Raw genomic sequence first — 14,278 nt, 5'->3', positions numbered from 1 at the left:
CCCCTTCATCAAACAAAAAAACTCAAAAGGATATCATTCATCCTTTTGAGTCAGTTTCTTCATCATTCTGTTTAGTAAGATGGCGTTCACGGAGGTTTTTTTGAATTTCAGAGAATGGGAGATTTTGTTCTTTTAAGAGGACAAGGACATGAAAGAATAAATCGGATACTTCCCATTTTAATTCTTCTAGGTCGCGGTTTTTGGCAGCGATGATGACTTCGGCTGCTTCTTCTCCCACCTTTTTAAGAATCTTGTCTACCCCTTCTTCAAATAAATACGTTGTATAGGAGCCTTCGGGACGCTCTGCTTCCCGTTCAGCAATGATTTTCTCCAAATCATACATAAAATCCTTTGCTTCATCTGCCGGCTGAATTAAATTAATATCATCAGCCTGATAGAGCGATTCCGTAAAGCAGCTTACCGTGCCGTTATGACAGGCTGGGCCAGCTGGTTGAACCAATACTACTAATGCATCCTGATCGCAATCATAGCGGATTTCCCGTACGGCTTGAGTGTTTTTGCTTGTTTCCCCTTTATGCCAAAGCTCCTGGCGGGAACGACTGTAAAACCAGGTTTCTCCCGTTTGAATCGTTTTCTCCAATGATTCCTTATTCATATAAGCCAGTGTCAGGACTTCCTTCGTTTCTCCATCCTGAACAATGGCCGGCACTAATCCGTTCGTATCAAATCGTATATTCTCTATATTCATCTCACAAGCACTCCTTGTTCTCGCAGTCTACGTTTAACTTCCTGTACGCTTGTCTCTTTGTAATGAAAAATGGAAGCAGCCAGTGCTGCGTCTGCTTTTCCTTCTGTAAAAACCTCAGCAAAATCTTCCTTACTTCCCGCTCCACCGGACGCAATCACCGGGACTGTAACAGCCTCACTGATCGCCTTGGTCAGTTCAATATGGAATCCGCTTTTTTCCCCGTCACAGTCCATACTCGTTAGTAATATTTCACCGGCACCGAGCGCAACGGCTTGCTTAGCCCAATCAATAGCATTTAATTCGGTAGCTTTACGGCCGCCATGTGTATAAACTCGAAAGCCGTTCATCTCCGCATCATACTTTGCATCAATAGCAAGAACGATACACTGATTCCCAAAATAGCTGGCTCCCTCTGCAATCAGCTCCGGCCGAAGCACTGCCGCCGTGTTTACAGATACCTTATCCGCTCCGGCACGCAGAATGGTCCTCATATCAGCAACTGAGTTAATCCCTCCACCAACTGTAAATGGGATACTCAGGACAGTCGCCGCTTCCCGAACCACTTCCACCATCGTCTTTCTTCCTTCATGGGACGCTGAAATATCAAGGAATACTAGCTCATCTGCTCCTTGGTCATCATACATTTTTGCCAATTCAACTGGATCACCTGCATCCTGAAGCCCAAGGAACTGAATCCCTTTCACGACACGGCCCTCTTTTACATCTAAACAGGGAATAATTCGTTTCGTAATCATAAGGATTCAACCGCCTTCGCTAGGGCCTGCGGCAATGTAAAGCGATTTTCATAAAGTGCCTTCCCGATGATGACTCCTTCAATTCCATCCGCTTGATAGGCCTGTAAAGCAGCGATATCCTCAAGCTGACTCATTCCTCCTGATGCGATGACATTCTTTCCGGTTGCGCGCGCAAGTTCAGCTGTTGCCTCTACACTGGGACCATTAAGCATCCCGTCATTGGCGATATCCGTAAAAATGAACCATTCTGCCCCTTTATCGGCAAAATACTTGCCTAAGTCAACGACAGTCCATTCACTTGTTTTCAGCCAGCCATCAGTCGCCACCTTACCGCTTTTACCATCCAGTCCTATCGCAACTTTCCCCGGATATTGCTGAATCATCCGTGTGGCAAATTCCGGTTCTCTTACAGCCACACTGCCAAGAATGACACGCGATATACCATTCTCCAAGTAACGGGCTACCTGCTCCTCATTGCGAATCCCGCCTCCGACTTGAATGGATACGCTCTTTAATTCCCGGGCTGCCTTTAGTACGTGTTCCTCATTAACTGGATTTCCCTCTTTGGCACCGTCTAAATCGACCATATGAATCCATTTGGCTCCTAAATCAGAAAAGGACTTGGCCATTTCAAATGGAGAATCTCCATAAACCGTTTCCTGCCCATAATCTCCCTGCAGAAGACGGACACATTTACCGCCTCTCATATCAATTGCCGGATAGATTGTAAAATTAGTCCCCATCACTTATCCCCCGCCTTCTCTATTACCAGATTCACGAAGTTCCCGAGCAAACCTTTTCCCATCTGTCCACTTTTTTCAGGGTGAAATTGCATTCCCATCACATTCCCTTTTCCTATAATTCCGGGTACCTCGACATCATACATTGCTGTTGCGATTAATTCCGCTGAGTCCTTTATTTGTGCATAATAGGAATGGACAAAGTAGACATAATCCTCTTCCAATCCTTCAATTAAAGGATTCACATTCTTAAATTGCAGTTTATTCCATCCCATATGAGGAACTTTATAGGTTTTACCGGTTTGATCAATCCCCGTAAATTTCGCAATATGTCCTTCCAAGAAACATAGCCCCTCGGAAAACCCGTGTTCATCACTGCTCTCGAACAATAGCTGCATTCCAAGGCAAATGCCGAGCAGGGGCTTACCACTTTCGACATACTCCTTTAAAAATACGTCCAATTTCTGCTCTTTTAATGCAGTTATTGCATCCCGAAAAGCACCCACGCCGGGTAAGATTAACCCATCACAGCCGGCCAATACAGTCGGATCACCGCTTATCACAGGATCCGCTCCCAGCCTGTCTAATGCGTTATAAACGCTGAATAAGTTTCCCATCCCGTAATCAACGATTCCAATCAAGACTGCCACCCCTCTCCACTTACAGCATCCCTTTTGTAGATGGAATTCCTTTCACCCTTGGATCGTGTGATGTCGCTTCATCAAGCGCACGTCCAAGCGCTTTAAAAATGGCTTCAACAATATGATGGGAATTGCGGCCATAATGGACGACGACATGAAGATTCATCTTCGCCTCAATCGCAAGCTTCCACAGGAATTCATGTACAAGCTCTGTATCAAAGGATCCAATCATCGGTGCCGGAATGTCTGCTCTAAATTCAAGATGCGGCCGATTACTCAAATCAACAACGACCTGTGCCAGTGCTTCATCCATCGGAACAAAGGCATTTCCATATCGCTTAATCCCTCTTTTATCTCCAAGCGCCTGACTCAACGCCTGCCCTAAACAAATACCAATATCCTCTGTTGTGTGATGCCCATCCACTTCTATATCCCCATCCGCATCTACTCGTAAATCAAAATGGCCGTGCTTCGCAAATAGATCCAGCATATGCGAGAGAAAAGGCACACCTGTTGAAAGCTCCGTCTTACCTTCACCGTCAAGGCCTAAAGCAAGCTTAATTTTCGTTTCGTTCGTTCTTCTATCTATTTCGGCTGTACGTTTCATTGACCTTCCTCCTTCGAAATAAATCGCGATTCCACGGCCCGCGCATGAGCCTCTAATCCTTCTAATCTAGCAAAAGCAGCGATTTTAGATGCATTAGCCTCAAAATCCTGTTGACTGTACATAATTAAGCTCGTTTTCTTTTGAAAATCATCTACATTCAATGGGCTTGAAAAACGGGCTGTACCATTTGTAGGCAGCACATGATTGGGACCTGCAAAATAATCGCCAACCGGCTCAGAACTATATTTACCGATAAAAATAGCACCTGCATGCCGAATTGCGCCCGCCACATTCATCGCATCCGCTGTTTGAATTTCCAAATGTTCAGGGGCCAGCTCATTTACAGCCTCAATCGCCTCTTCCAATGTGTTTGCTACGTATATACCGCCAAAATTATTCCAGGCAGCGAGCGCAATCTCTTTACGCGGTAACACGGCCAATTGTTTCTCCACTTCCACTTTGACCTGGCTCGCCAATCTTCGGCTCGTGGTAATCAGCACACTGCATGCCCGTTCATCATGTTCAGCCTGTGATAGCAAATCTGCCGCAACATGCCGAGCCTCTGCCGTTTCATCAGCAAGCACCGTAATCTCACTAGGACCGGCAATCATATCAATATCCACATCCCCATATACTTCCCTTTTGGCAAGCGCGACGTAAATATTACCCGGTCCTGTAATTTTATCTACTTTTCCGATTGATTCTGTTCCATAGGCAAGAGCTCCGATTGCTTGGGCACCGCCTACCTTATAAATTTCAGTGATGCCTGCAATATGCGCGGCAGCAAGCACGGAGTCAGGTAATCTCCCGTCTATTCCCGGCGGCGAAACCATGACAATCCGCTTTACACCGGCCACTTTAGCCGGGATGGCATTCATTAATACGGAGGATGGGTAGGCGGCCGTACCGCCTGGAACATAGATGCCGACTGAATCAAGCGGAGTACGCCTTAAACCAAGCATAGTTCCTGTCACGGACATATCTATCCATGAATTTTGCACTTGTTTTTCATGATAGCTTCGAAGATTTGAAGCAGCTTCAGTCATGATTGAAATCATCTCTTGCGGCATGTTGGCGATTGCTTTTTCCATTTCATCGTTTGTTACTTTAAGAGAATCCATCTCTGTTTGGTCAAACTTTTTTGTATAAAAAAATAAAGCCTGATCTCCGCGTTCCTTTACATCCTGCAGGATTTGTTGGACAACCTTCCTTTGAGCATCGGATCCGCCATCCACCGTACGTTTCAACGATAATCCACTCGTTAACGATTTAATTTCCATGCCTTCTCCCTCCAATTATTCCTTCGGCTGCAAAACCTTCCCCAGTCGAGTTACCATTTCAGCGATTTCTTTTTCCTTCATTCGATAACTTACCGGATTTGCAATAAATCGTGATGTCACATTTTGGATTGCTGCATACTCTACCAGTCCATTCTCACGTAAAGTTTGTCCGGTCGATACAATATCAACGATTCGATCAGCAAGGCCTATCATGGGAGCCAGCTCAATGGACCCGTTTAACTTAATAATTTCAACCTGTTCACCCTGCTCACGAAAATATTGGGAAGCGATATTTGGGTATTTACTGGCAATCTTCGGAGCAATCTTGTTCATTTCTGTATTCGGCATGCCTGCCACTGCTAAATGGCATTCACTTATTTCTAAATCCAACAATTCATACACATCACGTGCTTCTTCCATCAGAACGTCTTTACCGGCAATCCCTACATCAGCCACACCATGCTCGACATAAGTGGGAACATCCATTGGTTTAGCCAGGATAAAACGAAGATTTTCATTCTCTACATGAATGATCAATTTTCTAGTATCGTCAAAATCAGGAGGAATCTGATAATCTGCTTTTCTTAATAATTCCACTGCTTCATCCAAAATCCGTCCCTTTGGCATGGCAATCGTTAATTGTTCCATTATCCCTCTCCCCCTGATCCATCTGTCATGTCAATCATAAATTCAATATTCGGAAAATGATTTGTAAATGTATTTACATCCTTTATTCCATTCACATTTTGTAAAACCACGCGCATGCCGGATTGTCGCAGCTCCGTTGCCCGGCTTATCGCTTTCTGTTGCTGTACAGGGTGATAAATGATGCAAAGGGGCGGCTCTTCTTCAACTCCTGAATCGAGCGCCTCCAGTATACGGTCTAAACGTAAACCAAATCCTGTGGCAGGAGCATCTGTCCCGAACTGTTTATATAGCTCGTTGTATCTTCCTCCATTTCCAAGTGGAAAGCCTACATTTTCCCCAGATACTTCAAACAAAATACCTGTATAATAATCCATATGGCTGACAAGTGATAAATCATACGTAATCATTTCTGTATGATCTGTTAAAAGAAGGATATCGGCCAATTTTTTCAACTCTTTAACCGCATGCTGACCAAGCTGCCCATTTGTCAGTTTTTCAGCCATTTCCAGAATCTCGCGGCCCCCTTTTAAATAAAGAAGCTGAAACAGAGTCTCTTTATCCTTTAATGAGATTGGCAATTGATTCACATACTGTTTAAAACCAACATAGTTTTTTTCAAACAGAAATTTCCTCATAATCCCTGCAGTTTCTGCGCAACCGCCAAAATGAAGGAGTAAATCCTGTACAAAGCCAATATGACCAAGCGTAATATGGAATCTTTCCAAACCAGCACATTTTAAAACATCAGACAGAAGACAAAGCACTTCAGCATCAGCCGAAAGGGTACGATCCCCTATCAATTCAATCCCAAATTGCTCAAATTCTGCTGGACGTCCTCCCTCTTTTTCCTGTGCTCTGAACACATTTGCACTATAGGCGAGCCGCTCGGGATTCCCTTCCTTCAATAGATGGGAAGAAGCAACCCTGGCAATAGGCGAGGTCATATCCGGTCGCAACACTAAACTATGACCATCTTTATCTAATAACTTGAATAAATGAACATCACGGATAGCAGATACCTTACCGACCGTCTCATAATATTCGAGTGATGAAGTTTCCAAAAAACCATATCCGTATTGAACCGTTTGATCCATCATCCTTTGTTTCATGGATTGTTTTATCTTATATAAATCCGGCAATGTGTCACGCATGCCCAAGGGCTTTTCAAACATAAATAAATCCGGCATAATTAACAGTCCTTTATTATAAGTTTTTAGAATACTTTAGTTCGCTAATATGCTAATATGATGAAGTTAAGTTAAAGTGTATCGTTCCTTCCAAATAACGTCAAGTGATATGGATATTCCTTTCCACCAATCTATCATTAGGCCTGCAAATTACACAATTAAAAACCCCGCTCTAATGAACGGGGTTCCTCTTTTACCGAAAGAAATCATCTTCCTTTATTCTAATTTTCATTTCTTCCGCACTATAGATGATTTTCATCGGATTACCTCCTACAAAGGCCCCTGCCGGAACATCCTTATGAACGAGGGTCCCTGCCGAAACAATCGCACCATCACCTATTTCAATTCCGGGCAACAGAGTAGAGTTGGCACCAATCAACACCTCATCACCAATAATTACACTCCCTAAACGGTATTCGTTTATTAAGTATTCGTGCGCGAGAATCGTTGTATTATAGCCAATCACCGAGTTACGTCCAACGGATATTTTTTCTGGAAACATAACGTCAAGCATAACCATTAAGGCGAAGGAGGTCTTCTGCCCAACCTTCATTCCTAAAAAAGTCCGATAAAGCCAATTTTTCATGCTTAAAAAAGGTGTATATCTCGCAAGCTGTATAACGATAAAATTCCGAACAACCTTCCAAAAGGGAACGGTTTTATAAACATACCAAAGGGAATTGCCATCACCTTTTACCGGATAACGCTTAGTTCTTCTCATTGCTTTACAATCGTTAAGAGATCGCGCATATTTTCAAGCATATAATCTGGCTTGAATTGCTCAAGATACTCTCTTCCCTTGATTGTCCAGGCAACGCCCGCTGTCTTCGTTCCAGCGTTTTTCCCAGCCAAAACATCATGGCTATTGTCTCCAACCATAATCGTTTCAGAAGGCTCAGATCCGATTAATTTCAACGCTAACTGGATTGGCTCCGGATCTGGCTTTGGCATTTGAACATCATCAAGTGTGACAACAACATCAAAAAAGGATTCAAGGCGGCCTTTAATCAAGCCCATCTTAACAGCATTGCGCATTTTAGTTGTCACAATACCGACTTTATATCCACTTTTTTTAAGTATTTCAATCGTCTCATATACACCTTCATATTCACGAACAAGTAAGTCATGATTGGCAAAATTGTGTTCACGGTAAAATGCAATCATCTCATCCTTACGCTCAGGATCCAATCCTCCAAAGGTTTCAGCCAGGGAGGGACCAATAAATTGGTAGACGTCCTCACGTGAATATTGGCCTGGATAGTAGTGATTAAATGTATGTAAAAATGAAGCAATAATTAGTTCATTCGTATCAATTAATGTTCCATCTAAATCAAATAGTAATGTTGTGATTTTCTGCTTCACGCTGTTCGTCCTTCCTCTTTCTTAATTCTACCTTTTTCCATATAAATGCAATTGTTACGGCTAAAAGAATGGCTGTCACCAAACGGATGAGCAGCAGGGGCAGAACTGGCACGCCAAGAGGGATAAAAATGACCGTATCCTCCACCACTGCATGGCAGGCGATTAGAAAGATAAAGGCGATCGTAATATCCTTTTTACTAACCCCATCTTCACGAACGGCATCAAGCATAACTCCCGCTCCATAAGCCAGACCAATGACCAAGCCCGCAACCAAAGTCATGGATGTGTTTTCTTTCATCCCCAGCATCCTAGTGATAGGCTTCATCCAGTCCGAAAATTTATTTAGCCAATTAAGATCCTTCATAATTTGGATAACTAGCATCAATGGAATAACGATCAATGCCAGCTTTAATGTTCCATAGGCTGCTTTTTCCAATGCCAGCAATAACACAGGTATGAGGCCTGATACCACTTCCTCATTGCCGCCGCTGATTCCATAATATATTCTCTCTGATCCGCCCTGCCATACTAAATGAATGACAATGGCTGATAATAGCGCGAGTCCAATACGTGTGAGCAGGACAACCCATAGTTTAACTCCTACCTTTAGCGCAACACCGGTTTCAATAAAGAGATTATGGGAAAAGGAAAGCATTACGGCAATAATAAATACTTCTTTAACAGTTAAAGAATCGAGTGCCAATATGCCCCCAATCCCGGCATAGAGATTCAAAAAGTTCCCGAGTACCAACGGAATTGCTGCGTCTCCCGGAAGTCCAATCAGTCCCATGGCAGGACTTATCAAATCAATGATCCAAGGTAATACCGGTGTATATTGCAAGATGGATATTAAAAATGTAACGGGAAAAATAATCTTCCCGAGCATCCACGTAGTTCTTAACCCAGCCATTATCCCTTTTGATATGGTATCTTTTTTCATAAATTCCACCCCTTTAGCTGTTCACGATGTACAACCTGCAATCTGAAATTCTAAAGATGTGGTTATGAGCAATGGACATCATATGTCTAAATATTTTTTCTCTGAATATCCCATTTTCCGTCTTACAACAAGCAGGATTATTCCACCAATAATCAATGAAAGCGATAAGACCTGCGCCATTCGGAATTCACCAAACAGCATGAGACTATCTGTTCGCATCCCCTCTATAAAGTAGCGGCCGATGGAATACCAAATTACGTATGTCAGGAACATTTCACCCTGACGCAGATTAACTCTTCTTAACAGAAGCAATAAACCAAATCCAAGGAAATTCCAAAGGGATTCGTACAAGAAAGTCGGGTGGTGGTAAGCACCATTGATAAACATTTGATCAATGATGAAGTCGGGCAACATTAAATTCTCAAGAAATTGGCGGCTAACCACATCACCATATGCTTCCTGGTTAATGAAGTTACCCCATCTGCCAATACCCTGCGCGAGAATAAGAGATGGCGCTGCAATATCAGCAATTTTCCAGAAGGATATATTTCTGGAGCGAGCAAAGAAAATGGTTGTAATGACGGCCCCAATCAAGGCTCCATGAATGGCAATTCCGCCATTCCATATTTTATAAATATCGCCGAGGTGATCTTTATAATAGGACCACTCAAAAATAACATAGTAAATACGTGCACTGATAATAGAGATTGGAACTGCATAGATCAACAGGTCAACAAACAAATCTTTGTCCAACCCACGGCGTTTTGACTCACGCATGGCAAGCCAAAGCCCAATAAAGACACCCATTCCAATAATAATTCCATACCAGTAAATCTGGATGGAACCGATATGTATGGCAACACGGTCTATCGTATTCATCTACCCTAACACCTACTCTAATTATTTTTCTTTTTCAATTGCTTCATTCAATTTTTCGGTAAATTGCTGAGCTGTATTAACGCCCATTCGTTTCAGACGGAAATTCATAGCCGCCACTTCAATAATAACCGCAATATTTCGGCCCGGCCGAACTGGTATATTCATTCGGGTGATATCCGTATCAATAATTCGTACCTTTTCTTCTTCCAAACCAAGTCTATCGTAATTCTTCTGCTGATCCCATAGCTCCAGATTGATGACAAGGGAGATTCTTTTATGGCTTCTGACTGCTCCCGCACCAAACAAAGTCATCACATTAATGATGCCTACGCCTCTAATTTCCAAAAGGTGCTCGATCAATTCAGGTGAATTTCCGACCAGTGTGTCGTCATCTTCCTGGCGAATTTCCACACAATCATCGGCAACTAAACGATGTCCTCTTTTTACAAGTTCAAGCGCAGTCTCACTTTTTCCGACTCCGCTCTTTCCTGTAATCATGACACCTACGCCATATATATCTACCAAAACGCCGTGAACAGCAGTCGTTGGAGCAAGCTTGCTTTCAAGGAAATTAGTCAGTCGGCTGGAAAACCGGGTCGTTTTCATCGATGTTCGTAAAACCGGTACAGAAACGCTTTCAGAAGCCATCAATAATTCCTTCGGCACCTCTAAATCACGCGTGATAACGATACAAGGTGTAATATCACTGCATAGCATTTGCATTCTTGAAATTCTTTCTTCATCATTTAACTTAGAGAAAAACGATAATTCTGTCATCCCAAGGATTTGAATACGGTCAGCAGGGTAATAATCGAAATAACCTGCAATTTCTAAACCAGGTCTTGAAAGATCGCTCGTAGTGATAGGTCTATTTACACCTTCTTCACCACAAACCAGTTCAAGCTGGAATTCATCAATGAGGTCGATTGTTTTAACTTTTGCCAAAAAATTCACTCCCTGATCTAGTGATTATTAAATTTGTGCTTTCATTTTATCATTATTTCCTACATAACCATACAATTACAATAATATAATTCTGGTTTTTCTAAAAAGTTAAAAGTACCATAAGGATAGGACAACTTACCTGGGGGTTTAAGAGAAATGACACTACTGATACAAAACGCAACGATATATCAAGAGAACACCATCCTGCAAAACGGATATATTTTAATTAAAGATAATCAAATTAAAGAAGTGGGTCTTATGGAAAACTCACCACAGCACGCTGATGAAATTATCACTCTTAAAGAGGGACAGCTAGTTCTGCCGGGTTTCATTGATATCCACATTCATGGCGCGGCCGGGGCTGATGCCATGGATTCTACAGAAGAAGCACTTAGAGTCATGGCAAAAGAGCTGCCTAAAGAGGGAACCACATCTTTTCTTGCAACAACAATGACACAGGATCCTGCCAATATAAATAAAGCGTTAAAAGCTATCTATAGCTTTAGGATTAACGGAAATCCTGCCGGAGAAACTGAAATGCTGGGCGTACATTTAGAAGGTCCATTCATCAGTCCATCAAAAGCAGGAGCACAACCATTGCATCATATCAAGAATGCCGACGTTGATATATTTAAGGAGTGGAATGAATCATCAGGTAATGCAATCAAACTGGTCACTCTTGCTCCGGAACAGCCTGGTGCAAAGGAATTAATTAAACATCTCCGCAATTCAAATATCATCTGCTCCATGGGTCATACTAATGCCACATACGAACAGGCATCAGAGGCGATTGAACACGGAATATCGAATGCTACACATTTATTTAATCAAATGACCGGCTTACACCATCGTGACATAGGTGCCGCTGGAGCAGCTTTGCTGCATGATCAGGTATTCGTGGAGATGATTGCGGATGGAATTCACATATCACCTAAAATGATAAAGCTTGCTCTCAAGGTTAAAGGCACAGAAAAGGCCATTCTTATTACGGATGCCATGCGGGCAAAAGGAATGGCGGATGGACAATATGATCTTGGCGGACAGGAAGTAACCGTTACAGGTGATGAAGCGCGTCTTGCAGATGGTACTTTGGCAGGCAGTATTCTCAAAATGAACGATGCCATAAAAAATGTATGTCATTTTACCGGATATTCATTGCAAGAAGTTGTCCAAATGGCTTCTGTTAATCCAGCTAAACAGCTTAATATTTATGATCAAAAAGGAAGCATTGCTGTTGGGAAAGACGCAGATCTTGTGATTATGGATACAAACTTTAATGTATCCATGACAATCTGCCGTGGTAAAATAGCTTACAGAGGTGAAGAGCAATGAATCAAACAACTATGAGGATTATTAAAGCAGACAATTATGATGAAATGAGCCAAATTGCTGCAGAAATTTTTATCAGCAAAATCAAGCAAAAACCGGATGCAGTCCTTGGACTCGCTACCGGAAGCACCCCACTCGGTCTCTATAAAAATCTTATAGAGGATCACCAGAAAAATGGGACAAGCTATCAGCAAATCCATACCGTAAACCTGGATGAATATATAGGGCTTTCAAAAGATAATCCAAACAGCTATCACTCCTATATGATGAATAATCTATTCAAATACTTGGACATCCCACAAAATCATATTCATCTTCCACATGGGGATGCAGAGGACCTTTTGCAGGAATGTGAGCGATATGAAACGGTGATAAATAATCTTGGTAATGTAGAGCTTCAGGTATTAGGAATCGGAAAGAATGGTCACATTGGCTTCAATGAACCTGGAACTCCATTTTCCAGTAAGACACATATCATTGAATTAAAAGAAAGCACTCGACAAGCTAATGCCCGCTTCTTTAATCATCTGGATGAGGTTCCAAAACAAGCGATCACAATGGGCATTTCTACAATTATGAAAAGCAAAGAGATTATACTGCTCTCTTCTGGTGAAGCAAAGGCAGAAGCAACCTACAAACTGATTCACGGTGATCTAACAGAACAACTACCAGCAAGTATTCTAAAGCAGCATCCGGCTGTAACCGTAATCGTAGATAAAGAAGCAGCTTCTATGCTCGATTAATCATTGGCTTTCCACATTCTATGGAGTGCTATAACGCATATTAGATGAAGCCATTACATACATTCTGACAGCCATGAAGCTGACTGAGATAAAATATCCATTTTAATCAAGAGATCCTGTCCTTTTAATTTAAAACGATGACCATAGATGGGCCATTTAGATGGCTTGCCTCATATTATGGTAGTAAAAGGACAGGGGGCTTTTAAAGTTGAAGATTATGATTGATGCAGGCCATGGCTATAAAACACCTGGAAAGTCATCACCGGATGGAATGAAGGAATATGAATTTAATCGAAGTGTTGCTGAATATTTAAAGGATTTATTAACCAACTATCAAGTTAATACTTTCTTTGCCCATTCGGACATAGTAGATGTTCCTTTACAAGAAAGAACGAATCGTGCAAATTCTCTCCATGTAGATTTATATGTATCAATTCATGCCAATGCCGCTGTAAATCGGGGTTGGCATAAAGCAGAAGGTATTGAAACGTATATTCATACATCAGGGCCCAAAGAAGCCCTCTCTCTCGCCACAAAAATCCAGAATAAATTGATTGCCACCACCGGTTTACAAAATCGGGGAGTTAAAACGGCTGATTTTCATGTGCTGAGCGCCACAAAAATGACAGCTGTACTGGTTGAATGCGGGTTTATGACAAATGAAAATGAAATAAAGCTGCTTAAAAGCAATCACTACCGAAAAAAATGTGCACAAGCAATTGCCGAATCTATCATCTCTCATTATTCATTGAAAAAGAAATTAAGCAATCCTTCCAAAAAATCAGATCCGGAAAAAATACTGTACAAGATTCAGTTAGGTGCCTTTTCAGACAAGCAGAATGCAGCCAACTTAGCAACACAGCTAAAACGTCTTGGTTTTGAAACAACCATCATAACGGACAAGCAAGAATGCTAAAAAACCTGAAGCCTAGTAAACAGGCTTCAGGTTCTTTATTTATCATCCATTACACTTTCCATAATCGTATTAACCAATGAAAGAATAATCGATACCAGGAATGTCAGCCAGAAGCCATTGATATCAAAGGCACTTCCCATTGCTGCATCCGTAATCATTAACACAATGGTATTAATGAAGAGCAGAAATATTCCTAGCGTAATGATCGTTATAGGTATCGTTAGGATGGTCACAATTGGTTTGACAATTACGTTAAAGATGGATAATACAATGGCTGCAATAATGGCTGCACCAAACCCGGTTACATGAACACCTTCAAATATCTGTGTCAGCAATACGAAAACGACTGCATTAACAAGTATTTTGGCTATCCATTTCATATGTCCATCTCCTTCACTTCTTCTCTCGGCATAAAACAGCTAAGAATCGTATAGGGAATAATCAGCATAAAGCTAGTTGGAATGAGCGCGATTATAAATAGGATACGCAAAAGCTTTGAACTCATACCAAAATATTGTGAGATTCCTCCAAGGACACCCGAAACAATCTTATCTGACCTTGAACGGACAAAACGCTTTTTTTCCTTCAAAACACATC

Annotated in this window: 18 protein-coding genes; 3 read left to right on the top strand and 15 right to left on the bottom strand. The window is 41.9% G+C overall.

Features of this window, described 5'->3' with window-relative positions; genetic code table 11:
• Positions 1-37 precede the first annotated feature (37 nt).
• The 13 genes from hisIE to hprK all read right to left on the bottom strand — a co-directional run bounded on the left by hisIE (position 38) and on the right by hprK (position 10,693).
• Complete coding sequence (gene hisIE / locus AC4BHA_RS11210) at positions 38-709, bottom strand: bifunctional phosphoribosyl-AMP cyclohydrolase/phosphoribosyl-ATP diphosphatase HisIE (protein ID WP_066106181.1); 672 nt, start codon at positions 707-709, stop codon at positions 38-40.
• Positions 706-1,464: an imidazole glycerol phosphate synthase subunit HisF gene (gene hisF / locus AC4BHA_RS11205; protein ID WP_139892209.1), complete on the bottom strand. Its 759-nt coding sequence runs from the start codon at positions 1,462-1,464 to the stop codon at positions 706-708. The genes hisIE and hisF overlap by 4 nt, the downstream gene beginning before the upstream one ends.
• Positions 1,461-2,207 (bottom strand): 1-(5-phosphoribosyl)-5-[(5-phosphoribosylamino)methylideneamino]imidazole-4-carboxamide isomerase, encoded by a 747-nt coding sequence (gene hisA / locus AC4BHA_RS11200; protein WP_066106172.1) that lies wholly within the window; start codon positions 2,205-2,207, stop codon positions 1,461-1,463. Before hisA ends, hisF begins: the two co-directional genes overlap by 4 nt.
• Complete coding sequence (hisH, locus tag AC4BHA_RS11195; RefSeq protein WP_490558631.1) at positions 2,207-2,845, bottom strand: imidazole glycerol phosphate synthase subunit HisH; 639 nt, start codon at positions 2,843-2,845, stop codon at positions 2,207-2,209. The genes hisA and hisH overlap by 1 nt, the downstream gene beginning before the upstream one ends.
• A gap of 19 nt (positions 2,846-2,864) precedes the next feature.
• Positions 2,865-3,452 (bottom strand): imidazoleglycerol-phosphate dehydratase HisB, encoded by a 588-nt coding sequence (gene hisB / locus AC4BHA_RS11190; protein ID WP_066106166.1) that lies wholly within the window; start codon positions 3,450-3,452, stop codon positions 2,865-2,867.
• Positions 3,449-4,732 (bottom strand): histidinol dehydrogenase, encoded by a 1,284-nt coding sequence (gene hisD / locus AC4BHA_RS11185; protein ID WP_139892207.1) that lies wholly within the window; start codon positions 4,730-4,732, stop codon positions 3,449-3,451. The genes hisB and hisD overlap by 4 nt, the downstream gene beginning before the upstream one ends.
• 15 nt (positions 4,733-4,747) lie before the next feature.
• The gene (hisG, locus tag AC4BHA_RS11180) at positions 4,748-5,383 is read right to left on the bottom strand and encodes an ATP phosphoribosyltransferase (protein WP_139892206.1); all 636 of its coding nucleotides are present in this window, start codon (positions 5,381-5,383) and stop codon (positions 4,748-4,750) included.
• The gene (locus AC4BHA_RS11175) at positions 5,380-6,567 is read right to left on the bottom strand and encodes an ATP phosphoribosyltransferase regulatory subunit (protein ID WP_490558630.1); all 1,188 of its coding nucleotides are present in this window, start codon (positions 6,565-6,567) and stop codon (positions 5,380-5,382) included. Before AC4BHA_RS11175 ends, hisG begins: the two co-directional genes overlap by 4 nt.
• 193 nt (positions 6,568-6,760) lie before the next feature.
• Positions 6,761-7,288 carry an acyltransferase gene (locus AC4BHA_RS11170; protein WP_066106154.1) on the bottom strand — a complete coding sequence of 176 codons (528 nt, stop codon included), beginning with the start codon at positions 7,286-7,288 and terminating at the stop codon, positions 6,761-6,763.
• Entirely contained in the window at positions 7,285-7,929 is a 645-nt protein-coding gene (gene ppaX, locus AC4BHA_RS11165; RefSeq protein WP_139892204.1) for a pyrophosphatase PpaX, read from the bottom strand. The genes AC4BHA_RS11170 and ppaX overlap by 4 nt, the downstream gene beginning before the upstream one ends.
• Entirely contained in the window at positions 7,898-8,869 is a 972-nt protein-coding gene (locus AC4BHA_RS11160) for a nucleoside recognition domain-containing protein (protein ID WP_490558629.1), read from the bottom strand. Before AC4BHA_RS11160 ends, ppaX begins: the two co-directional genes overlap by 32 nt.
• A 78-nt stretch (positions 8,870-8,947) precedes the next feature.
• Positions 8,948-9,748, bottom strand: a complete 801-nt coding sequence (gene lgt / locus AC4BHA_RS11155; RefSeq protein ID WP_139892202.1) for a prolipoprotein diacylglyceryl transferase — start codon at positions 9,746-9,748, stop codon at positions 8,948-8,950.
• Positions 9,749-9,769: 21 nt separating this feature from the next.
• Positions 9,770-10,693, bottom strand: coding sequence for an HPr(Ser) kinase/phosphatase (hprK, locus tag AC4BHA_RS11150; RefSeq protein ID WP_066106142.1), 924 nt, complete (start codon positions 10,691-10,693; stop codon positions 9,770-9,772).
• A gap of 156 nt (positions 10,694-10,849) precedes the next feature.
• On the opposite strand from hprK, the gene nagA reads away from it, so the two are divergent.
• The 3 genes from nagA to AC4BHA_RS11135 all read left to right on the top strand — a co-directional run bounded on the left by nagA (position 10,850) and on the right by AC4BHA_RS11135 (position 13,681).
• Positions 10,850-12,025, top strand: coding sequence for an N-acetylglucosamine-6-phosphate deacetylase (gene nagA, locus AC4BHA_RS11145; RefSeq protein WP_490558628.1), 1,176 nt, complete (start codon positions 10,850-10,852; stop codon positions 12,023-12,025).
• Positions 12,026-12,036: 11 nt separating this feature from the next.
• Positions 12,037-12,765, top strand: coding sequence for a glucosamine-6-phosphate deaminase (gene nagB, locus AC4BHA_RS11140; RefSeq protein ID WP_490558653.1), 729 nt, complete (start codon positions 12,037-12,039; stop codon positions 12,763-12,765).
• Between the two features lie 217 nt (positions 12,766-12,982).
• Positions 12,983-13,681, top strand: a complete 699-nt coding sequence (locus tag AC4BHA_RS11135) for an N-acetylmuramoyl-L-alanine amidase (RefSeq protein ID WP_257469122.1) — start codon at positions 12,983-12,985, stop codon at positions 13,679-13,681.
• 35 nt (positions 13,682-13,716) lie between these two features.
• Here the strand turns inward: AC4BHA_RS11135 and AC4BHA_RS11130 are convergent, their stop codons facing one another.
• Together AC4BHA_RS11130 and AC4BHA_RS11125 are read right to left on the bottom strand one after the other, a co-directional pair.
• The gene (locus AC4BHA_RS11130; RefSeq protein WP_066106135.1) at positions 13,717-14,061 is read right to left on the bottom strand and encodes a phage holin family protein; all 345 of its coding nucleotides are present in this window, start codon (positions 14,059-14,061) and stop codon (positions 13,717-13,719) included.
• Positions 14,058-14,270 (bottom strand): PspC domain-containing protein, encoded by a 213-nt coding sequence (locus tag AC4BHA_RS11125; protein WP_066106133.1) that lies wholly within the window; start codon positions 14,268-14,270, stop codon positions 14,058-14,060. The genes AC4BHA_RS11130 and AC4BHA_RS11125 overlap by 4 nt, the downstream gene beginning before the upstream one ends.
• Between the last annotated feature and the right edge of the window lie 8 nt (positions 14,271-14,278).

Source organism: Pradoshia sp. Z3_51 (assembly GCF_058215915.1).
The sequence above is the reverse complement of the archived record's forward strand: the minus strand, read 5'-3'. Positions and strand labels throughout refer to the sequence as shown.